19 protein-coding genes are annotated in these 21342 nt (G+C 63.1%); 13 read left to right on the top strand and 6 right to left on the bottom strand.

The window, feature by feature from the left end; all coding sequences use genetic code 11:
- Window positions 1-7 precede the first annotated feature (7 nt).
- Complete coding sequence (locus AB1555_15105; protein ID MEW6248026.1) at window positions 8-202, bottom strand: helix-turn-helix domain-containing protein; 195 nt, start codon at window positions 200-202, stop codon at window positions 8-10.
- Between the two features lie 905 nt (window positions 203-1107).
- On the opposite strand from AB1555_15105, the gene AB1555_15100 reads away from it, so the two are divergent.
- The 10 genes from AB1555_15100 (at window position 1108) to AB1555_15055 (ending at window position 9612) form a co-directional block, all read left to right on the top strand.
- A complete protein-coding gene (locus AB1555_15100; GenBank protein MEW6248025.1) occupies window positions 1108-1638 on the top strand; it encodes a hypothetical protein in 531 nt (176 codons plus the stop codon).
- A gap of 30 nt (window positions 1639-1668) precedes the next feature.
- Window positions 1669-2037, top strand: a complete 369-nt coding sequence (locus tag AB1555_15095) for a PilZ domain-containing protein (GenBank protein ID MEW6248024.1) — start codon at window positions 1669-1671, stop codon at window positions 2035-2037.
- Between the two features lie 601 nt (window positions 2038-2638).
- Complete coding sequence (locus tag AB1555_15090; protein MEW6248023.1) at window positions 2639-3292, top strand: S16 family serine protease; 654 nt, start codon at window positions 2639-2641, stop codon at window positions 3290-3292.
- 192 nt (window positions 3293-3484) lie between these two features.
- On the top strand, window positions 3485-4588 hold the full coding sequence (locus AB1555_15085; protein MEW6248022.1) for a deoxyhypusine synthase family protein: 1104 nt from the start codon (window positions 3485-3487) through the stop codon (window positions 4586-4588).
- Window positions 4585-5292, top strand: coding sequence for a thioredoxin domain-containing protein (locus AB1555_15080; GenBank protein MEW6248021.1), 708 nt, complete (start codon window positions 4585-4587; stop codon window positions 5290-5292). Before AB1555_15085 ends, AB1555_15080 begins: the two co-directional genes overlap by 4 nt.
- Before the next feature lie 61 nt (window positions 5293-5353).
- Entirely contained in the window at window positions 5354-5632 is a 279-nt protein-coding gene (locus tag AB1555_15075; protein MEW6248020.1) for a hypothetical protein, read from the top strand.
- A gap of 35 nt (window positions 5633-5667) precedes the next feature.
- Complete coding sequence (locus AB1555_15070; GenBank protein MEW6248019.1) at window positions 5668-7095, top strand: aldehyde dehydrogenase family protein; 1428 nt, start codon at window positions 5668-5670, stop codon at window positions 7093-7095.
- 161 nt (window positions 7096-7256) lie between these two features.
- Complete coding sequence (locus AB1555_15065; GenBank protein MEW6248018.1) at window positions 7257-7832, top strand: arginine decarboxylase, pyruvoyl-dependent; 576 nt, start codon at window positions 7257-7259, stop codon at window positions 7830-7832.
- A 57-nt stretch (window positions 7833-7889) separates the two neighbouring features.
- Complete coding sequence (speB, locus tag AB1555_15060; GenBank protein MEW6248017.1) at window positions 7890-8822, top strand: agmatinase; 933 nt, start codon at window positions 7890-7892, stop codon at window positions 8820-8822.
- Window positions 8823-8895: 73 nt separating this feature from the next.
- Window positions 8896-9612: a pseudouridine synthase gene (locus AB1555_15055; GenBank protein ID MEW6248016.1), complete on the top strand. Its 717-nt coding sequence runs from the start codon at window positions 8896-8898 to the stop codon at window positions 9610-9612.
- Window positions 9613-9649: 37 nt separating this feature from the next.
- Here the strand turns inward: AB1555_15055 and AB1555_15050 are convergent, their stop codons facing one another.
- From AB1555_15050 to AB1555_15030, 5 genes are all read right to left on the bottom strand, one after another.
- On the bottom strand, window positions 9650-10435 hold the full coding sequence (locus tag AB1555_15050; GenBank protein ID MEW6248015.1) for an MCP four helix bundle domain-containing protein: 786 nt from the start codon (window positions 10433-10435) through the stop codon (window positions 9650-9652).
- Between the two features lie 113 nt (window positions 10436-10548).
- Complete coding sequence (locus AB1555_15045) at window positions 10549-12228, bottom strand: ABC transporter ATP-binding protein (GenBank protein ID MEW6248014.1); 1680 nt, start codon at window positions 12226-12228, stop codon at window positions 10549-10551.
- Between the two features lie 96 nt (window positions 12229-12324).
- On the bottom strand, window positions 12325-13995 hold the full coding sequence (locus AB1555_15040; protein ID MEW6248013.1) for an ATP-binding cassette domain-containing protein: 1671 nt from the start codon (window positions 13993-13995) through the stop codon (window positions 12325-12327).
- A 131-nt stretch (window positions 13996-14126) separates the two neighbouring features.
- Entirely contained in the window at window positions 14127-15605 is a 1479-nt protein-coding gene (locus AB1555_15035; protein ID MEW6248012.1) for a TolC family protein, read from the bottom strand.
- 122 nt (window positions 15606-15727) lie between these two features.
- The gene (locus AB1555_15030; protein ID MEW6248011.1) at window positions 15728-17164 is read right to left on the bottom strand and encodes a biotin/lipoyl-binding protein; all 1437 of its coding nucleotides are present in this window, start codon (window positions 17162-17164) and stop codon (window positions 15728-15730) included.
- A 293-nt stretch (window positions 17165-17457) separates the two neighbouring features.
- Between AB1555_15030 and purE the strand changes: the two genes are divergently transcribed.
- The 3 genes from purE to AB1555_15015 all read left to right on the top strand — a co-directional run bounded on the left by purE (window position 17458) and on the right by AB1555_15015 (window position 21312).
- Window positions 17458-17976 (top strand): 5-(carboxyamino)imidazole ribonucleotide mutase, encoded by a 519-nt coding sequence (purE, locus tag AB1555_15025; protein MEW6248010.1) that lies wholly within the window; start codon window positions 17458-17460, stop codon window positions 17974-17976.
- A gap of 5 nt (window positions 17977-17981) precedes the next feature.
- A complete protein-coding gene (locus tag AB1555_15020) occupies window positions 17982-19151 on the top strand; it encodes a 5-(carboxyamino)imidazole ribonucleotide synthase (protein MEW6248009.1) in 1170 nt (389 codons plus the stop codon).
- A 292-nt stretch (window positions 19152-19443) separates the two neighbouring features.
- Entirely contained in the window at window positions 19444-21312 is a 1869-nt protein-coding gene (locus AB1555_15015) for a response regulator (GenBank protein MEW6248008.1), read from the top strand.
- The last annotated feature ends 30 nt before the right edge of the window (window positions 21313-21342 follow it).

Raw genomic sequence — 21342 nt, 5'->3', positions numbered from 1 at the left:
CTGGTACTCAACGAGGCTTTGGCTTCACTGCTTTCCGCTTATTCGACTCGATCCATTTGTCAATGTCTTCTCGTTTGAAGCGCCAGGTGTTACCGACCTTAAACCCGGGGAGCCGGCCAGCCCAGGCGAGTTTGTAAATGGTCTTTTCAGTCACTTGGAGGTATTCAGCCACCTGCCGGATAGTGAGGGCGTGGTTGGTCACGAGTGCGCCTCCTGAGAAGGTCGCGCAAATTGAGGGCAAACTATTCCAAACTGTTCCACTTGTCAATGAGGGAGGGAGTAGGTAGGACCATAAAAATCGGCTGTATTCTCAAAACGGAGCGGTGTTAAGGGAGAGACAGGAGAGCAAGCGCCTAGCGGAGCGCGGACCACAAGACAAGTCATGGGGGAGGACTGGCTCACCAAGGGTGAAAGGGGAAGACCCGGAGGGACTGAAGCCGCCCGACTGAGACAGCCGGGCGGGTGGGGGATCTGAGACGAAAGATCGGCTTGGTGGCACGAGCCACGAGGCCAGGCCTTTAGTGGGCGAAGAGCGGGAGTCTGCCGGAGGCAGTCTCCCGCGTCAGAAAATGGGGACAGGCACAGGCAGAGACTTTTCGAGCCTGAGCCAGTCCCCATTTTCATTCGGGGCGGGGCGGAAGTATGGGAGGGGCTCACCGGCGTGGGCTCAGAGTCCGAAAAGTTCTGCGCGCCCCGAAAGCCGCGAGCATGAGCCTTGCGGCTCCAGAGTGCTTCGATCCTCACCGAGGCAGAGCGCGCCTGGCACGCCCCCTTGCCACCGCAAGTTCAACCCAACTGGGAGCACGCAAGGGGTGTGACGGGCGTTTAAGCGGAACGACTGCGAGGATCAGGAGCCTTGTGACTCGAAGGAGGTTCGAACCCGTGTCAACAGGCTCCAGCACCCCCTGCTTGCCTCGACCGCGAGTCCGGTTCAATTGTTCTTGGCGATTGGAATCGATCTGAGACCACGCATCGTGCCGTTGCCTTCCTCCCTACCGACGAGGGACTCCTTGCCCCCAATGCAGAATAGTGTTCCGCCGGAGAGCAGGTTACCCTTGTGAAGTGAACCTATCCTGATCGTATCCCGTGGCCGTTGGAGCGACCGCCATGTCTCTGCTCGCCTTCGTCGTCTTCTTCGTAGCGTCTATTCCGTCTGTGTTCGGCCAGACGGTCTCGATCCTGAACGGTGGTGATGATCCGGCGTCGAAAGCCGTCGAGTCGGCCATCGCGCAAACGCTGCGAGCCAAGGGCTATACGGTCAAGGCGGACTCCACGGACGGCTTTGTCCTGCTGCTCAATGTGCTGAAAGTCCAGACGAAGGCCGGGGCGAGCGCCGGTCTCGCGGGCAGTCTGACGATTGTCTCGATGGAGTGGGCGCAACTCGCTGACCGCGTCCTGTCCAAGCCGTGCCAGGCCGAACATGCGGCTGCGCAGCGACTCGAGAGCTATCTAGGGACTCGCCTGACCCAAATCGACAGCACCATCGCCTTCGCTCCCACGACGGAAGGATTGGCGGATCTTCTCGCCGGATTCTCCCATAAAGCGGTGCAAGCCGCTTCCCATAAGGTTGATGTCTTGGCTCAGGAAGCTCAGAAAATGAATGGGCAGGTGGGGCGTCCTTCAGCGGGCCTTCCATAAAAACGAGCCGTTCTAACAAGGAGGTGCGCGATGTACTGCCGTGTGCGTCCTCGCCACTTAGTGGATTGCCTCGTGTCCTGCTCGGGGGATGGGCCGCTTGAGGCCGAAGGGCGTGTGTTTGATGTGTCAGTGCCGGGCTGTTGGTGCCCCAGCCGCAAGCCTTTGGTTCCTGGGCAGTATGTCCAAGCCCGTCTCCGCTTGCCGATCCCCGAAAAATCGATCGCGGTGCGCCTTGCAGCCGTGACGTGGACCCACGGGGCCCGCGTCGGCTTGGAAATCCTGATGATGGATGCCGAGGACAAGGCGCGCTTGATGCAATATCTGGAATCGCAGGTCTGCCTGCCGCGGTACCTTCGAGTCCGGCTTCAGGAGTTGGTCGTGGCAACGGGAACAGGCTGATTCACACTGCCCGTTGCCTTGACGCCGCCGATGGGCACGTGCCTGCGCGGTTGAGGTCCGTGCGCCATAGGGGGAAAGGCGTATTTTTCCGTTGGCCCAAGGTTTCTCCCACGTGAACCGGCTTCCCGTGCGCCCCTTTCTGATTCGAACCTTTCTCGAAAATTGGACCAGTTCTTCTTCGGCCACGCGTCCAGGCACATAAGCCTCTTTCCCCACAAACCGATGGAACAGGCAGGAAGTCCGCCATGGGCTTCCCTTTTGGCGATCACGCGGTATAATCCCATCTAGGAGCCTGTCCGACATCGACCTTTCTACTGCGGCGAACGATGTACCGGCATCTGCTTCGTTCTCGGCCCCGAAAAATCCTCAACGTATTCCAGCGAATACGCCTCCGGTTTTTCGCGGCCTGCGGCCTTGCATCTGCCGGCACCTCCTTCGCCTCGTCACGAACGGCAATGTCGGACAGGCTCCTAGAAAGCGTAGCAATCGTCAGAGGACATTTTCCATGATCGGCCAGGGGCGAGAGAACAGCACGTGCTCATACCGGGAGAGGGCTCGGCGAGGGGTTCTCGGACTCGGAGGGATCGCGGCATGCCTCATTGTGGCGATCAGCTCACCTGCTCTGGCGCGGTCGTTTCAGGACGAAGTCCAGCTCCGCAAGCAAATCATTCCGATCCTGGGCACCGCCTTCGATCGTGACAGAAAACCGATCGGGGTGGTCGCCCAACTACAGGTTTCCCTGGCGAGCCGCAAGGACCGCAACGGGATGGAGGTCACCTTTGAGTCCAATCCGGGACGATTTTCGATTCGGGCGCAGGTGGCCGTTGTGACCGCGATCAATCGGGCGGCTCGGCTGGCCGGTCTGAATACGGATTCCTGGAGTGTTTCGTTGACCGTGCCATATGAAGGGGTCACCATCTACGGCGAGAGTCTGTCCGCCATGGTCGGCCTGACGGTGGTCGCCTTGGCGAAAGGCGATTTCGTTCAGCCGGCCCGCGTGCTGACCGGAACCGTCACCCGGGACGGGCACATCGGCGCGGTCGGCGGCATTTCGCTCAAGTTGGCGGCCGCGCGGGATCAGAACCTGCGTCGGGTCCTGGTGCCGGAGGAGTATGACGTCGCTGATGGCGATTGGGAGACTCCCTTCCTGTTGCAGGTATCTCCTGTGGGAAGCGTCACGACCGCCTACGAGGCGTTGACCGACCGGCCGCTCCAGGTTGAAACGTCTTCGGACTTTCCGCTCTCTGAAGACTGACTCCGTCCTGTCGCCTTCGGGTGCTTCGTCCCGCACGTACCGTCGATTAATCAATCCCCCTCAACGCGCAAGGCGACTGCGGTATCGTGTCCCTCTTCCGAAGTCTCGCGAATTGACGCCTATACGAAAGGTTGTGTATAAGGGAGGCGTTTTTCGTGTCGTGTCCCCTTGGTTCGAGCAGGAGTAGGCAGCATGCCCGCACGTGAATTCCACGACGGCGCGAAAGACGGGTTGGAGGCGCTCGAGCCTCTTGATCCCGACAACATCAAATCCTTTTCGGACCTCCTGGCCGCCATGCGGAAGACCGCCTTCGGAGGCAGGCGCTTGGGCGAAGCCTTCGAGGTGCTGGTGGCAATGATCGAGGATCCGGAGTGTTCGGTCGTCCTGACGCTGTCCGGCGCCATGACGATCGCCAAAATGGGCAAGATCATCAGCAGCATGATCGATCATGGGATGGTCCAGGTCATCGTCTCGACCGGCGCGTTGATCGCCCACGGACTCAGCGAGTCCATCGGCAAGGTGCACTATCGTCACCGTCCGTCGATGAGCGATGAGGAGTTGTTTCGCAAGGGCTATAATCGGGTGTACGATACTTTGGAGATGGAAGCCAACCTCAACTACGTGGAACACGTGGTGTCGCAGACGCTCAAGCGGATCAACGCCGATCAGCCGCTTTCCTCGGAAATCCTGACCCATGAATTGGGGCGGACGTTGGCCGAGGAGTATGAAGGCAGCGGCATTCTGAAAAGCGCGTATCTGAAGAACGTCCCGGTGTATATCCCGGCCTTCACCGATTCTGAAATGGGGCTGGATGTGGGCACCTGGGCGATGGGCAAAGCCGCGGATTTGGCTCGAGCTCAGGCGCAGGGCGGCGGCGATCTCGCGGTGTTGCGGGCGCTTCATCGGTCATGCCCGGCATTCAATCCCTATCTGGATTTGAACAGCTACACGGACCACGTCCTTTCGGCCAAGCGGCTGGGCATTTTCACGATCGGCGGCGGGGTGCCGCGGAACTGGGCGCAGCAAGTCGGGCCGTATATCGAGATCGGGAACATGCGGCTGGGGTTGAACGTCAAGCCGCCGCGATTCCAGTACGGGGTGCGGATCTGCCCTGAGCCCGATTACTGGGGAGGGTTGAGCGGCTGCACGTATCAGGAGGGGATCTCCTGGGGAAAGTTCGTGCCTCCCGAGGAAGGCGGCCGTTTCGCCGAGGTGTTGAGCGATGCCACGGTGGTCTGGCCGCTGCTGATGATGGGGTTGATGGAGCGGTTCGGGCAGAAGGGGAAGCCCGCGTGACGGCGCGATCCCCACAGGGATCGAGTGAACCGACCGTCTCGACAGCGGGACGAGCGGTGGGGGTACCCTGGCCTGCGCTGTTGGCCTGCTTGACGCTGCTGCTGTCGGTCGGCGGCGTTTTGCGGAACGACGCGGCGGGTGCGGATCTTCGGGTCCGCGGGAATTCGGATGCGCCGGTGACCTTGATTGAATACTCGGATTTCACCTGCGGGTACTGCCTCAAATTCTTCCGCGAGACCTGGCCCCGTATTCAGGCCAAGTATGTCGAGACCGGCAAGGTCCGATTCGTCTATCGGGACTATCCCCGCGCCGACCAGGGTCCGGGACTGGATGCGGCGGTGGCCGCGCGTTGTGCCGGAGATCAGGGCCGCTACTGGGCCATGCACGATCGCTTATTTGCGGACGGCGGACGGCTCGACGCCGCGACGTTCGACCGGCACGCCAAGGCGCTGGGGTTGGATGCCGCGAGTTTCTCGACCTGCATGCGCGACGGCCGGCATGTGGATTCGATCTTCCACGATCGGCAGGAGGGAACCAGTTGGGGATTCCGCGGGACGCCGGGCTTCGTCCTGATGTTGACGAGGGACGGGCGCGGCGGAGACGCGGCCGTCACGATTCCGGGGGCGTTCCCTTATCAGGTGTTTGAAGAAGAGATCGAACGGCTGCTGGCGCGGACGCACCCGCGAGGCAAGAGCGGCGCGTAACGGCGCTGCGCCGTTCGGCCACATTCGTCCACGCATTTACATGGTCGGTAAGGAACTGCCTATGTCATCCGCACAAGCGTTTTGGTCCATACCCTGTGAGGACGGTGAACCGGATCTGTGGGTCTGCATGTCGTGCCTGAACGAAGTCTTCCGCCGCAAAGTCCCCAAGCCGGACTGCCCCACCTGCCACGGGGTGTCCACCTACGAGGCATTCACGCTCGAGGCGATTCGGGATTGGGGAACGGAAGAACTGATCGCCAAGGCCGTTGTCGCTCAGGCCGAGGACGACGCGCCGCAGGCGGCGCCCAGCGGTCTGTCCGCCGTCGAGTCCGCAGACTAATCCTCCTCATGTCCGACTCGTAGGGGATCTGCCCGATGGAAGCGGCACGCCCATTTCTCATCGGCGGTCAGTGGCGGCGATCGGCTTCGACCGCCAAGGTCATCAATCCCTTCACCGGCGAGACGATCGCCGAAATCTGCCGGGCAGAACGGACGGAAGCGGAGGCGGCGGTGCAGACGGCGGTGACGGCGACGGCCGCCATGCGCGAGCTGCCGGCCCACGCCCGCGCCGAAGCGCTGCTGAAGATCGCCGTGGCGCTGCGTGCACGGCAGGAAGAAGCGGCGCGCACCATTACGGCCGAGGCGGGAAAGCCGATCACCGATTCCCGCCGCGAAGTGGCGCGCGCCGTCCAGACATTCAGCGTCGCCGCCGAGGAGGCCAAGCGGGTTCCCGGCGAGATCGTGCCGATGGATTGGACGCCGGGAACCGAGTCCTACCTGGGGATCGTTCGCCGGTTCCCGATCGGGCCGATTCTGGGTATCACCCCCTTCAACTTCCCGCTCAACCTCGTCGCGCACAAAGTCGCTCCGGCCTTGGCTGCGGGCAATCCGATCGTGATCAAGCCGGCGCCGCAGACACCGTTGACGGCGTTGCTGCTCGGTGAGATCGTGCTGGAATCCGGCCTGCCGATCGGCGCCGTGAGCGTCGTGCCGTGCGACAACGCGGTGGCGGAGCGCCTGGTCGTCGACGATCGGTTCAGGATGCTGAGCTTCACCGGCAGCGCGGCTGTGGGATGGATGCTCAAAGGAAAAGCCGGGAAAAAACGGGTGGTGCTCGAACTGGGCGGCAACGCAGGGGTGATTGTGGAGCCGGATGCGGACCTGGACGTGGCGGCGCAGCGGTGCGCGACGGGCGGCTATACCTATGCGGGCCAGACGTGCATCTCGGTCCAACGGATCTTCGTCCATCAGTCGGTGCTCCAGCCGTTCACCGAGAAACTCCTGGCCCGGGTGGCTGCGTTGAAAGCGGGCGATCCGGCCAAGGACGACACGGTCATCGGCCCGCTGATCGACCAGGCCGCCGCCCGGCGGGTGGAAGACTGGATCGGCGAGGCGGTGGCGCAGGGCGGGAAACTGTTGCTCGGCGGCAAGCGGTCCGGTTCGGTGGTGGAAGCGACGGTCTTGGGCGACGTTGCGCCCACCATGAAGGTGTCCTGCCAGGAAGTGTTCGGGCCCGTCGTGACCGTTTCGCCTTATCAACGCTTCGAGGACGCATTGGCGGCTGTGAACGACTCGCCCTACGGTTTGCAGGCCGGGGTTTTCACCCGAGATGTGGGCCGGATCTTTCACGCCTTTCGGAACTTGGACGTGGGCACGGTGTTGGCGAATGAAATCCCGACGTTCCGCGCGGATCACATGCCCTACGGCGGAGTCAAGGATTCCGGCCTCGGGCGAGAAGGGGTACGGTACGCCATCGAGGAAATGACGGAACCCAGGCTGCTCGTCCTCAACCTCCGCCAGTGAATCACATCGTAAAAAAATCCCTCCGGCATATTGCGGAATCGTCCTCAACTTGGTACAACACCGGCCCTGTGCGCCGGTGGTCGGGAGCGGCGCGTGAATGAAATCCGGTGGGCAGCGGACGCGACGATCGCGTTCGCACGGACGAAGGGGGAAGCGCGACGATGGTTCCGACTCACATGTTCTTGACCAGGGGTGTCGGGGTACACAAGGAAAAGTTGGCGTCCTTCGAACAGGCCCTTCGCAGCGCGGGCGTGGCGTATTGCAATCTCGTCAGCGTGTCGTCGATTCTCCCGCCCAATTGCAAGATCATCCCGCGCAAACGCGGGGAGAAGCTGCTCAACCCAGGCGAGATCACGTTCTGCGTGATGGCTCGCTCGGAGACCAACGAGCGGAACCGGTTGATCTCCGCTTCCATCGGGCTCGCGATTCCGACGGACCGCCGCACCTACGGGTATCTGTCGGAACACCATGCCTACGGCGAAACAGACGAGGAATCCGGCGAGTATACGGAAGACCTGGCGGCCCAGATGCTGGCCACGACGTTGGGGATCGAGTTCGATGCCAATCAGGCCTGGAAGGAGCGGGAACAGGTCTTTAAAATGGGCGGCAAGATCGTCAGGACGTTGAACATCACCCAGTCCGCGATCGGGCGGCCCAACAGATGGACCACGGTCGTGGCCTTGGCCGTCTTCATTCCGCCGGAGAATCTGCCCAAGAAGGTCCGCCGCCGTCCGTAAGCGTCGACGCGCATCGGCTGCGCGCCGCCCGGCGGTATACAGGCCAGCGGGTAAGCGATGGCCCTTCCTCATAGCTGGCTCGGCCAGGAGCAGAACTTTCTCGGCATCGGCGAACCCTGGTGCCATCCGGATCACGCCGGAGTCTATGTCCTTCCGGCGCCCTACGAACACACCTCCAGCTACGTTCGCGGTTCGGACCGGGGACCGTTGGCGATCATTGAGGCGTCCCGACAAGTCGAGCTGTACGACGAGACCCTGGGTTGCGAAACCTACCGGGAATGGGGCGGGATTGCGACCGCCGCCCCGCTGGCGCTTCAGGGAAAAGTCGACCGGGAGGCGGTGGAGGCTATTGAAGCCTTTGTCGGTCCCTACGTGACCCCTGGTCGGTTCGTCCTCACCCTGACCGGAGAACATACGGGCGCGCTCGGCGCAATCCGCGCCCACGCGAGACGCTATCCCGACCTCTGTGTCGTACAGATCGACGCTCATGGGGACCTGCGCAAGGCCTACCAGGACAACCCCTACAGCCATGCCAGCGTCATGGCCCGCGTGGTCGACGACGGATTGCCGCTGGTGCAGGTCGGGATCCGGTCGATCTCGCCGGAAGAGATCGACTTGATCAATCGGACTCCCTCCGTGACCACGTTTTTCGCGTGCCACATCCTGGACCCGGCCGGTCCCTATGAAGGGCGCGCCGCGCGATGGGTGCCAGACGTGGTGAAGGCCTGCAAGGGGCCCGTCTATCTGACGTTCGACTGCGACGGCTTGGATTCCTCGCTTGTCCCGGCGCTGGGCACGCCGGAGCCGGGCGGGCTCGGGTGGTACGACACACTGGCCTTGGTCACGGCGCTGGCCAAGGGGCCGGGCATCGTCGGCATGGACGTCAGCGAGATCGCGCCGATCGAAGGGTTTGTGGCGCCGCAGTTCGCCGTCGCGCGCCTGGTCTACCGCATCCTGGGCCGCGTTCGCGCGGGACGCCGCGTGACATAGCCCGGCTCTTCCTCCCTTCTCCCCGCCGACCCTCTGTTCTTGGTACACTCGTGCCCGCGAGCGATCGACCGTGATCCGGATCAATAAATTTTTCACCGAACAGGGCATCTGCTCCCGCCGAGAAGCGGATCAGCTCATCGAAGAAGGCCGTGTCTCGATCAACGGACGGATCGCCCGGTTGGGCGACAGAGTTGGGCCCGACGACGTCGTCGCGAGGGACGGCCAGATGATTCGCCGGGGTGCCGCGGCGGTCTATATCAAGTATCACAAGCCGGTCGGCGTCACCACGACCAGCGAGCCCCATGTGAAGCGCAACATCGTCGCCGAAATCGGGCATCCCGCGCGCATCTTTCCGGTCGGCCGTCTGGACAAAGATTCCTCCGGCTTGATCCTGTTGACCAACGACGGCGACATCGTGAACGAGGTCCTCAGGACCGAACACGGCCATGAGCGGGAGTACGTGGTCCAAGTCGACCGGGAGTTTGATGGGCGGTTCCTGGAACGCATGGCCGGCGGAGTGGTGGTGCTCGGGAAACGGACCAAGCCCTGCACCGTGGCGAGACTGGGCCCGCGGCGCTTCCGCATCGTGCTGACCGAGGGCCGCAATCGGCAGATCCGGCGCATGTGCCAAGCCCTCGGGTATCGGGTCGTCAGCCTCCAGCGCGTCCGGATCATGCACATCACGCTCCACGGCCTGCGACCGGGCCAATGGAAAAATCTCACCGAGCAAGAACGGTCGGAACTGTTCCGCACACTGGGAAGGACAGAAACGGAAGGCAAGCGATCGTGAACGCCGAAGAATCCGGCAACGCGAAGAAGCGCTCTTGTCAGTCGCTTCGGGAGACCGAGCTGGGGCTTTCGGCGGGGACGGCGATCGGCGAAATGGTCGGTTCCTGCTTTTCGCGTCGTGCGGGCGGGGGGGCAGCCTGAAGCCGCGATCCCGGCGACCGCGTGAGGAACAAGTTCAGCAACGCGATGAAAAAACTCCCGCCGACCAGCATCGCACTGGTGCTGCGGATGGTCCTGGTGCCCTCATCCCGCATGTCTTTGGCGACGTCCGCGACGGTTTCGATGAGTCGATCCAACGCCAGGCTGACCTGAATCATCTTGGGGCCGGAATTGTCCGCGGCGTGGATTTCGGCTTTGCGACGGAGCTCGGTCGCTTCCTTGGCCGAAGGAGCGTTCCATTCCTGCGTCAGCAGTTGAATCGTCAAGCTGGCTGCGGAGAAGTATTGGTCGAGACTGTCGCGGACCGCCTGAAGGTCACGAGGCTCGCTGCGTCCGCTGCGCGACACCCGCAGGCTCGCGGCGGCGTAACGGTCGATGGCGTGTTGGATGCGGGCCCGCTGGTACGGCAGGGACTCCGTAATGCGCTCGAATTCCTTCTTGTTGGGGGCTTCCAGCGCGCGGATGATCGTATTCCGGTACCGCATCACATCGGCGGAGATGTGAGCCAAGTCGGCCGCGCCGAGCGTGTACTCGGTGTACATGACGCGCAGGTCTTGATCGACTTGGCTCAATGCCTGGCCGCTGACCCAGCCCAGCCCTGCGATCAGCGCGCTGATCAAAAGCTGCGACCCGCTGGGCCATGTGATGCGAAGCCGACCGAGCACGGTTCGCCTTCCTCTCCCGCGGTGCGGCCTTGCCAAGGCGGGAGCACTTGCAAGCCAGTCTAGCAAATTCGATCCTGGAAAGGAATCGCGGCGCGCCGCTCCTCGGCCTGCTGTCAGGTCAGCGTGATCCGGCGGTCCACGCGCGCGGCCAGCGTCGTGTCGTTCGACACGAAGATCACCGACCAGGGCTCCTCCTTGGAGCACAGCCGGCGGAGGATCATGTCCCTGGTCGCCGGCTCCATATTGTGGAGCGTGCCGTCCAGAATCAGAAGCTGGGGCCGGGCGACGATCGCCCGCGCCACGAGAATCCGCAGGATTTGACTCTTGGTGAAGTTCTTGCCGCGCGCGTCCACCGGCGTTTGCAGTCCCAGCGGCATCGCGTCCACCTCGTCCTCCAGTTCGACGAACCGCAGCGCCCATTGCAGATCATCGAAACGCACGGATTCGCGACGAAGGGTGATGTTTTCCTCGATCGTCCCCTCGAACAGCGAGAGGTGGGAATCCAACACCAGTCCTCGGCAGGCGTTGATGAACTCCAAGCTGACGTCGCGCAGGTCGACGTCGTTGTAGCGGATCACGCCGGATGTCGGAAGATAGAGCCCGGCCAGTACCAGGGCCAACGACGTTTTCCCGACCCTGTCGCCGCAGAAGACGGCGACTTTCTCGCCGGGCGCCACTTCGATGTTGAAGTGTTCAAAAGCGGGCAATTGGCCCGGATAGGCGAAGGACACGTCGATGCAGGTCAGCCTGACCCCGAACAGGACCGAATCGGGCGGGGACACGGACACCAGCCCGCTGGGGCGTTCCTTCGGCAGGCCGAAGAACGTGGCCAGTTCCGAGAGTGACGTGAAGGCATAGAACACGGCGTACATCCGCCTGGCGACGGTATCAAGGTTCATGAGCAAGGCGCCGACGATGAGCTCGGCCGCCACGAACTGGCCGAGCGTGATGTCGCCGATGGACAGCAACCAGCCGCCCAGCCCGATCATGCCGCTGTGCCCGAACGCCTGCCAGATGACGGCGCTCTTGTATTGGCTGCCGGTCAGGATGTCGGACCGTATCCGCCGCGCCATGACGTAGGCCCGCACGAGTTCGTCGGTTTTCCTGAGCAGCAACGACCGACTGGCCGTCGCCTTGAAGTGCAGCCGGTTGTGGGCGATGTCCTGCAGCCAGCTAAAGGTGTCGTAGTTGAGTCGGGAAACCTTCCGCGTGATCTCGAATCCGCCTCGGCCGAACACGGCGATCAGAAAGACGAAGCCACTGACTAGCAGGATGTTATAGCCGAGGAAATAGGGGTGATACGTGACGAGAATGAGCATGCCCAGCGAACCGGATATCAGCACGTTCACGATGTCGGCCAGCATGGCGACCGTCGCCCGGGGGAGCAGTTCCGCTTCCATGAAATAGTTGGCGTAACGAGGTGAAAACGCCTCTTCGCGGAAGCGCGGCAGGTGTTCGGTCATGGCCAGCGCGATTCTGGTGAACAGGCGCTGAAGCAGAATTTCGACCGCGCGGGCCTGGAGCACGCGGAACGCGCCCATAAACAGGAGGCCCACCAGCATGGTGCCGGCGAGCGTCACGATCATGATCGGTTGGATCGAGTAGGCGAAGGTGTTGACTAGCTCCTGGACGGTCAGCGGGACGATGAGGGAAAACAGCCCGATGGCGACGGCATAGGTCAGGATGATCGCGAGGATGCGCTTCTCCAACCCGAGCAGCAACACCAGGCGCGCGAGCGTCGCCACGGCCTGGGAGACGTGCGGAGGATGACGCTCAGAGCCGTCGGCGCTCATTCACCGGAGTCCTTGGCGAATCTCCGCCGCGGCTGTACGGCGCGGAGGCGGGATTCGGCCGAAGTATGGACGCTCACCGGAGTGACACGCAAGCCCTTAGTCCAGGACGATGCGGCGATCCACGTGGGGGGTGAGGTTGGGATCGTTGGAAACGAAGATGACCGACCATGGTTCTTCTTTCGAACAGAGGCGCCGCAGGATCGTTTCCCGAACGGTCGGTTGCATATTGTGGAGGATGCCGTCGAAGATCAGGATTTGCGGCCTCGACAGGATCGCGCGGGCGACCAAGATGCGGAGAATATGGGTCGGGGCGAAGATCATGCCGGGAGCCCGAACGTGGGTCTTGAGCCCCTGCGGGAGGGCGTCCACTTCTTCTTCCAGTTCGGCGAACCGCAGAGCCCATCGCACGTCGCTGTAGGGGATATTGGTGCGGCCCAGAACGATGTTCTCCTCCAGCGTCCCTTCGAACAGCGAGAGTTGGGAATCGAGCACGAACCCGCGGCATTTGTTGATCGTCTGCAAATCGAGATGGCGCAGATCGACCCCGTTGTAACGGATCACGCCGGAGGTCGGCGACTCGATGCCGGCCAGGACACGAGCCAGCGTCGTCTTGGCGATGGTGCTGGTCGCATAGATGCCGATCTTCTCTCCCGGCGTCACTTCAAGGTTGAAGCGTTGGAAAATCGGCACAGCCCCCGCATGATGGACGAACGTCAGGTCCTTGCAGGTCACCCGAATGCCGTGAATCGTCGGATCGGGCAGCGGCACGGACAGCGTCGCCGTGTCTTCGTCCTTGGGCAATGAGAAGAGAAAATCCAGCTCGTGCAGCGCGGTGAAGAAGTAGAAGATGTGGCTCATGCGCTTGACGACGGCGTCGAAGTTCAGCAGCAGCGTGCCCACGACGACCTCGGCCGCGACCAACTGGCCCAACGTCAGTTGACCGATCGAGAGCAACCACCCCGCCGTAGCGATCAGACCGCTGTGTCCCAACGCCTGCCACCCGACGGAGCCGAGATACTGCCGCATCAGGACGTGGAAGCGCGTGCGTCTCGCGGCGACATAGGCGTTGACCAGTTCGTCCGTTTTCTTGATCAGCAGCGGTTCGCTGACGGTCGATTTGAAATGCAGCAGGTTGTACGCAATCTCCTGCATCCAGTGCAGCGTGTCGTACTTGGCGTGGGACATCTGGATCGTCGCCCGCAGGCCTCCGTGGCTGAGCAGAAACATGATCGCGCCGAAGCCGGCGAGGAGCACCGCGTTGAACAGCAAAAAATACGGATGGTAGAAGACCAGGATCGTCATGCCGATGGCGCCCCCGACGACGACGTTGACGACGTCGATGAGCAGCACCGAGAGGGCGCGTTGCATCAGCACCGTCTCCAGAAAATAATTCGCGTAGCGCGGCTTGAAGCCTTGGGACTTGAGGTGAGGCAGGTGCTCGGTCATCGCCAGGGCGACGCGCGCGAAAACCCGTCGTTCCAAAATCTCGACGGCGAAAAACTGCAATGCGCGGAAGGCGCCGACGAACAACAGGGTCAGCACCATGACGGCGGCCAGCGTCACGATCGTGATCGGTTGGATGGCGAACGCGAAGGTGTTGACCAGCTCTTGAACGGTCAACGGGACGATGAGCGAGAAGAGCCCGATCGCCACCGAGTAGGAACCGATCAGGCCGAGCACCCGGCGTTCCAGACGCAGGAGTAGGCCGAGACGGCCGATCATCGACTGGAGCGTGACAGGATGGCTCTCGGAGCGGTTTGGATCCATGCCTCGCTCGCTGGGAGGTGCTCAACAGACCGGGCGGCGGGTTGACGGCGGATGCCGACCCGCCGCCCGCTCGCCCGATGAATCGTCTAACCCTATCAAAGCACGGAGAAAAATACCACTGCCTCCGGCGATCATTCGCGCGCCCGGTAGGTGACCGGAACGGCCGACGCCTCGCTCTTTGCCCACGCGCCGATCGCCCATTGATAGAAGGCCAGGGCTTTCTGGTAATCCGCCTTGGCGCGGACGAGTTGGTTCTCCGAGTCTACGGAATTGCGCTCCCGCAAGTTCACGAAGAGCACGCTGGTCGCGCCCAGGCTGAAGCGGAAGCGTTCACCCTCCTCGAGCGTCTTGGCGAGCCGCAACGAGTCGGCGGCGGCGGCGATGCGCTCCTTGGCCCGTTCGACGGCGGACAGCGCGTTGTCCACATCGACGACGACCTGCTGTTCGCGGAACTTCTGGACGAGGACGAGCCGATCCGCCTTCCCCTGCGCTTCCAGCACCTCACCGCGGCTGCGGCGCTGGAAGATGGGAATGCGGAGTTCGGCGCCGAATCGATAGCCGAGGCCCAGCACGAACTTTTCCGGGGCGCGCGCCGGCGCCGCCTCCACGTCCAAACTAGGCAACAGATTGTTTTTGGCCAGTTCCAGATCGATATTGTTGAGCTTTGCCTCGATCCCGATCTGCCGGACTTCCGGGCGATTGGCTTTGGCCTGAAGCTTGTGGGCTTGCACCGTTTCCGGCGGCGGCACGACGGCTTGCGATGGCAGGTCCGGCGCCCGCTCGGCCGGCGGCGTCACGGGGGCATGATTTTCCCAGAGGAACATGGACAATCTGTATTGCTCCTGCTCGACGGCGCGCTGGGCGGCGATCCAAATTTCCCTGCGGCGCTGCACCTCCTGATTCGCCTCGACGACGTCGAGCGGCGCGACGGCGCCGGCCTTGGCGCGTCCCTCCACCTGCTTCGCCCGATCCTCTGCGACGCCGAGCGCGCGTTTCTGAATGTCGGCCAGCTTCACGGCGGCGACCCAATCCCAGTATTGCGTGGCGGCGGCCAGGAAGAGGTCCTGGCGGGTCTGCGAAATCTTGACGTCCGCCATCGGGTCGGCCAACTGCGACCGTTGGAGTTCCGCCGCCTCAGGATTGATCATCAGGCCGCGCAACAGCGGAATGAGTCCGCCGAGAATGACCTGATTGGTGTCCCCGCTGAACGCCAGGTCGGGAATTTTGGCGGGGCCCCCGAGCACTTGCCGGATGCCGGCCGACCCTCTGAGACCGGAAGGATGCCGGACCTCCATGAGCGTGTCGTTGAACCCGGCGGTCCTGGTGTCGGTCGTCCCGCTGGGAATGAATCGCTCAAGTTCCGTGTCGTTGACCAGGACGGGCTCGAAGGCGCCCAGGGCCTTGAGCAATTTGCCTCTGGCGGTCACCTTCTCGGTGCCGGCGCCTTTGAGCAGGGGATGCGAACGGTCCACCCAGGCCAACACTTCGTCCAGCGAGAGCGGAATGGGGGGCAACGGCTTCGACTTGGCCGCGTCGGCGGCGAGCGCTTGGCTCGACGCGGACCAGGTCGCCAAGATGAAGCAGGCGACGACGGCAAACAGGCGACTCATCGTACACACTCCTTTCTGTTCGGGCAGAAGCTGCGCCCATCGACTGATTTGCTACAACGGATCGCATGCCGGAGGCGAGACGACACGAACGACGCCCAGGGCAAAGGCCGGGAGAACGACGCTTACTTGGCACCGCGGCCGGCCTTGGGCAGGAGCGTATCGATCAGGCTGGGCGGCCGTTCTTGATAGTCGGGCGGGAACAGATTGAAACGACGCCAGAGTTCGTACCAGAGGGGGACGCGATTGAGGATCACCCATCCCATGGCTTTTGTCCCTTGCCGGACGTGGGCCTGATCGGGCCAGGGCCGGTCCTCGGGGTCGGGCACGACCCAGAAGCGGAAGTTGCCTTTGCCGTCGTCCACCTGGTCGATCACTTTGATGACGCCTCCGTACGTGCCGGCCATCAGCTCGGGCCAGGCCGGCAGCGGGATCGCCGGGATGCCGTAGAACAGGATTCGAACTTTTCTCCCGACGTTCAGCAAGGGAGCGTCCAGACCGTCGGCCACCATCTCGATCGCCTTGTCCATGCTAGCGGGCGAAATACGGACGAGCTTATCTCCGGGCCGCACCGTTTCCCCGGGGCCGACTTCGGCCATCCGGACGACGGTGCCGTCGATCGGCGCCAGAATCCGGCTGGCTACGCGCCGCTGCGTGGCATTCGACAAACGGAGCGTGACATCGGCCAGTTCGTTAGCCGCCTTGGCGGCGTCGGCGAAGGCGCCGTCCCGGGCCGCTTCCGCGTCGATCAAGCGTTGCAGCACTTCGGCGCTGACCTGGTCGCGGCCGTAACTCAACGCCATCATGGCCTGCTGGGCGGCTTTCAAAGAAGCTTGGGCTGCCTGCAACTCCGCCTTGCTCGCGATGGCTGCCTGAATCGTCAGTTCGAGTTCGCGTTGCGACACCAGGCCCCGCTCGGCTAGTTGTCGATGGCGATCGACGTTCAACTCGGCCGTGTCGACGGCAATCTTGGCGGCGGCGACCTTCTGCTGGGCCTCGCGGACCTTGTTTTCGGCCTCCACGACCCGAGCCTGAGCGGACGGCACGGCCGCTCTCACCAGGTTCTGCATTTCCTTAATCCGCTTGTCCAACTGCTCGGCCCGTTCCAGGGCGGCCTTGCGGGTTTGCTCCAGCGCAACCTTCCGCTGCTCGAGCAGGGAGAGCAGGTCCGGCGCCATGAAATTCGGATCGACGTCCTCCAGCTCGAGGATGAGGTCTCCCTGCTTGACCCGCACACCTTCGAAGATGTGCCATTTCTTGATGCGTCCCGTGATCTGCGCCTCGATATCCTGCGGCCGCTCATACGGCGAATAGGCGGAGAGTTGGCCGGTGACCGTGATGGTCTGGGTCCAGGGGACGAAGGCGATGATCAGCGTAAAGAGCAGAACCAGCTTGATGGCGAGCCGCGAGGAAAACTTCAGTCGTTCGGGGATCTGAACCGCTTCCCAGGATTGCAGCTTGGATGAGGTGGCGAGGTCGTCGACGGTGATTTCGTCCAAGCCGGTGGGTTGGTTGACAAACGACTGAACCTTGGCTTTCAACCCCTCTCCCAGGCGCTGCACCGCGGCCTCCGATGATCGGGACGGAAGTCACGTGTATCATAAAGGAATTCGGATAAGAGGGTCAAACGGCTCCGGTGTTTCCTCGGGACGCTTGTACTTCGGGACGCTTGTACCTTGACCCTCTTTCTCGGAACGGCTAAGGTGGGCGTGGTTCGATCCGTGCGGGATCGCAAGGGCCCGGGGCGAGGGATAACGAGATGGCCACCCGCAGGTTCATGGCTCGGGCTGAAGGCGGCGGAGGAGAGCATATGGCTGGTTCGCGCCAACGTCTATCGAGGAACGGCAAGGGACGCATCCGGCCGCTGGTGGGGGTGCTCGGAGGGAGCAAGAGCGACTTTCCTACCCTGGAAAAGGCCGTCGCGATCCTCACCGAGTTGGGCGTGCCGAACGAGTTGCTGGTCGTCTCGGCTCACCGGACGCCCGATCGCCTCTTCGCCTATGCCGAACAGGCGGCGAGCCGCGGCATCGAGGTCATCATCGCCGGCGCAGGAGGCGCCGCCCATCTGCCCGGGATGCTGGCGGCCAAAACCCACTTGCCGGTCATCGGCGTGCCGATTCCCACGGAACATCTGCGCGGCCTGGATTCGCTCCTCTCCATCGTGCAAATGCCACGAGGGGTACCGGTCGCGACCGTGGCCATCGGTGGGGCCGAGAATGCAGGCCTCCTTGCCGCGCAGATTCTTGCGGGGCGGTATCCGGTCATCCGTCAACGCCTGCAACAATTCCGCGCCGAACAGACGCGCGCGGTCATCGCATCCCAAGGGCCCTTGCCGACCCCGTCGCCGCGAACGGGGAAGACACGCAAGGCGTGACTGTGGTGCCGATCGAATCCGGTTCCGTGTTGGGGGTCCTCGGCGGTGGACAACTCGGGGCTATGTTCGCCCAGGCCGCCCGCCGTCTGGGCTACCGTATCGCCGTCTGGGATCCGGATCCCGAGGCGCCCGCCCATCGGAGCGCCGACCACACGTTTGCCGCCCCGTTTTCCGATCCCCTCACCCTGACGCAGTTTTCCGATCTGGTCAGCGCAGCCACGTACGAGTGGGAGAACGTGCCGGCGGCTCTGTGTGAGGCCTTGGAGCGCAAGGTCCCGGTTCGGCCATGTAGTCGGATCTTGCGGTTGATCCAGGATCGGTTGACGCAAAAGGAATTTTTGGCGGCCCGGGGACTACCCGTGCCGGCGTTTCGCGCGATCCGGTCGCCCGACGAGCTGGCATTGGCGGAGGAAGTGGGTTTCCCCTGTCTCTGCAAGACGGCGACGTTCGGCTACGACGGGAAAGGCCAATGGCAGATCCAGAATCGGGACGAACTGGATATCCTGTGCCGTCGGCTGCGGGAGACCGCGGGAGGCGGCAGCCGATGGATTGTCGAGATGTTCCTGCGTTTCGAGCGGGAACTGTCGGTGCTGGTCGTGCGCGGAGCAGACCGAGACCGCCGTATCTATCCGGTCGTGGAGAACATCCATGAAGCCGGCATCCTGCGGACCACCCGCGTGCCGGCCTCGGTGGATCCCGGGACTGCGGAGCGCGCCGCGGCACTGGCCGGAGACGTCGTCGAAGCGCTCGATGGGATTGGAGTGTTTTGCGTGGAGCTCTTCCTCATGCCCGACGGCCGCCTCCTGATCAACGAAGTGGCGCCGCGGCCGCACAACTCCGGCCATTACACGCTCGACGCGTGCACGGTGTCGCAGTTCGAACAACAGGTGCGCGCGCTGTGCGGTCTCCCGCTCGGCGAAGTCCGGCTGTTGAGCCCCGCCGTGATGGTCAATCTCATCGGCGACGATGCGCTGCAAGTCGGCGCGGGGACAGGGCAAGTCGAGTTGCTCGGGACGGCGGGCGCGGCGCTGCATCTGTACGGGAAACGAGCCGTGCGTCCCGGCCGCAAGATGGGCCATGTCACTTTTCTAGCCGAAAAGCCGGAGGAGGCGTGGAAAGCCGCCATGGCGTTGCGACGTAAGCTCGCCGACCTTTCTCCTTCATCACCGATCTAGACTTTTCATAGTCACGCCATACGGTAACGATCGCTCCAAGCTGCGCTCCACATTCCCCCGCGCGCGGCGCCGGCTGTCCCGTGTTCTGTCGGGTACCAGCCTGCAAGCCGTTTTCTCCCAAGACTTCCCGTGTCGCCCGTCCTTTTTTGTGACCTCACTGTAGGGACGTTCCCTTCACCGCTGTCGTGGCTCCTGCTTGTTTGTCGAGGAATACCGTGAATCTTGTCGAATGTGTTGCGGTACAAAAATTGCTGATCCGGCACCTATCGGTCATCTGCACGGCATCCGATCCGTGAGCACAACGAAGTGTCCGACAGCCTCCGCGATCCTGCCCCAGACGGCGGGCCTCACCCGTTGGTTGACGGCGCCTCGCTTCCGGATCGTGCTCTTACAGAGTCTCGTCGGAATCATCCTGTCGTGTCAATTGCGCTTCGGCGAGCATTTCCTGATCGGCCCGGGCACGGCGGATCTATTGGCCCTGGGCCTGCTGGTGATGGTCGCCGGGCTGCTGGCGCTGCCGCCGAATCTGTTGGAGGCGCGCTGGTTCTCGTGGTCGCTCGTCGGCTGCAACACGACGGTCGTCACGGCCGTCATTTACCTTTCCGGCAGTGCGCGGTCGGAGCTGTATCTGTCGTATTTTTTGCTCATGCTGATCGCCGCATCCGTCCGCACGCTCAAACAGATGTTGGGGTTGTCGGTGGTGCTCTGTGCGGCCTACGGCGCGGTGTTGTACGAAGGGGTCATTGAAACAGGCCAGGTCTCGGCCGGTCATCTTCTGGGCGTTCCGGTTCTGCTGATTATGGCCGTTTTTTACGGAGTGACCCTTGAGAGCCTGTCCGAGGAACGGGATCAGAAGGCGAGCCTGTTGGGGGAGATCGCCGAGCTGCGGGAGATGGAAGCCGCCTTGCGGGCCGGCCGCGACCAGCTTGAGGCGCGGATGAAGGGTCTGCGGGCCGAGCTGTCCACGGTGAACGAAACGCTGCGTCTGGGCGCCGTCGAGCGAACGGGACTGCAGCGGCAGCTCCGCGATGCGCAGAAACTGGAGGCGATCGGTCGGATTGCGGGTGGACTGGCGCAGGAGTTCGACCACGTGCTGTCCGTCATCGGTGGCCGTACGGGGTTCCTGCTGTCGAAGCTCAAGTTGAACGATCCGCTTCGCCGGCCGGTGGAAGAGGTCTTCAATGCCGGCGACCGGGCAGCCGAACTCACGGCGCAGATCTTGTCGCTCGGCCAATCGGAAAGCGTGAGCCGAGACTTTCTGCCCGTGAACGTGATCGTCACCGAATTGCAGGACATTGTCCAAGAGCTGCTGCCTTCGACGGTGGAGTGCCGCCTGGTGCTGGCGCCGGACGCCGGTTCGGTGCGGGCCGATCGCGGGCAGATCGAGGAGATACTCCTGCGCTTAGCCCTCAACGCGCGTGAGGTCATGCCGCGGGGCGGCCGTTTGTCGATCGAAACCAAGAACATGACCGTGGAACCGAGCGGAGCCTGGCAGCCAGAGGCGATCCGCGGCGGTCGGGCGGTCGCCTTGGTGGTCAGCGACAACGGAAGCGGGATGAACCAAGAAACCCGAGCCGGCCTCTGCGAGCCGTTCATCTCAGCCACATCAATCAAAGGGAAGGGAGCGAGTCGCGGGCTGAGGCTGGTGACGATCTATGCCCTGGCGGGGCGGAACGGCGGCTTTGTCGAGGTGCACAGCAGCCCGGGGCAAGGGACGGTCGTGACCGTCTATCTCCCGCAGGCCGAGCGGGAGGCGCCGCCATCGGGTGCGGGATCGTACCGGGCTTTGTGCGCGAAAGGCGCTGAAACAATCCTGCTGGTCGAAGAGGACGAAGTACTGAGAACGCTCGCACGCGCGACTCTGAGCCGCTATCAGTATCACGTCCTGGTCGCCGGTTCTCCCGTCGAAGCCATGTTGGTGGGTCAGCAACACACGGGAGCCGTCCATGTGGCGGTGACCAATTTGATCATGCCGGATCTCGGCGGGCGGGACCTGGTCCAACGGTTGATGGTCCAGCACCCGAGTCTCAAGGCCCTCTTCATCTCCGGCTATGCGGAGGAGACCATGAACCATCACCGGATCGATCGGAAGCGCTATCTCCGGAAGCCGTACGCCCAATCGGCGCTGGTTGAGAAAGTCCGCGAGGTATTGGACGCGTGAGGCCATGAGCGGCGGGCGCGCTCATCGGAT

This window comes from Nitrospirota bacterium (assembly GCA_040755395.1).
Taxonomy (GTDB): domain Bacteria; phylum Nitrospirota; class Nitrospiria; order Nitrospirales; family Nitrospiraceae; genus DATLZU01.
Note: the sequence above shows the minus strand (reverse complement) of the source record. Positions and strands in the feature narration are given on the sequence as shown.

Excerpts from the sequence above, each read along its gene's own strand:
- AB1555_15100 (MEW6248025.1), top strand. The coding sequence starts at position 1,108 with ATGTCTCTGCTCGCCTTCGTCGTCTTCTTCGTAGCGTCTATTCCGTCT.
- AB1555_15095 (MEW6248024.1), top strand. The coding sequence starts at position 1,669 with ATGTACTGCCGTGTGCGTCCTCGCCACTTAGTGGATTGCCTCGTGTCC.
- AB1555_15085 (MEW6248022.1), top strand. The coding sequence starts at position 3,485 with ATGCCCGCACGTGAATTCCACGACGGCGCGAAAGACGGGTTGGAGGCG.
- AB1555_15075 (MEW6248020.1), top strand. The coding sequence starts at position 5,354 with ATGTCATCCGCACAAGCGTTTTGGTCCATACCCTGTGAGGACGGTGAA.
- AB1555_15070 (MEW6248019.1), top strand. The coding sequence starts at position 5,668 with ATGGAAGCGGCACGCCCATTTCTCATCGGCGGTCAGTGGCGGCGATCG.
- AB1555_15065 (MEW6248018.1), top strand. The coding sequence starts at position 7,257 with ATGGTTCCGACTCACATGTTCTTGACCAGGGGTGTCGGGGTACACAAG.
- speB (MEW6248017.1), top strand. The coding sequence starts at position 7,890 with ATGGCCCTTCCTCATAGCTGGCTCGGCCAGGAGCAGAACTTTCTCGGC.
- AB1555_15045 (MEW6248014.1), bottom strand. The coding sequence starts at position 12,228 with ATGAGCGCCGACGGCTCTGAGCGTCATCCTCCGCACGTCTCCCAGGCC.
- AB1555_15040 (MEW6248013.1), bottom strand. The coding sequence starts at position 13,995 with ATGGATCCAAACCGCTCCGAGAGCCATCCTGTCACGCTCCAGTCGATG.
- AB1555_15035 (MEW6248012.1), bottom strand. The coding sequence starts at position 15,605 with ATGAGTCGCCTGTTTGCCGTCGTCGCCTGCTTCATCTTGGCGACCTGG.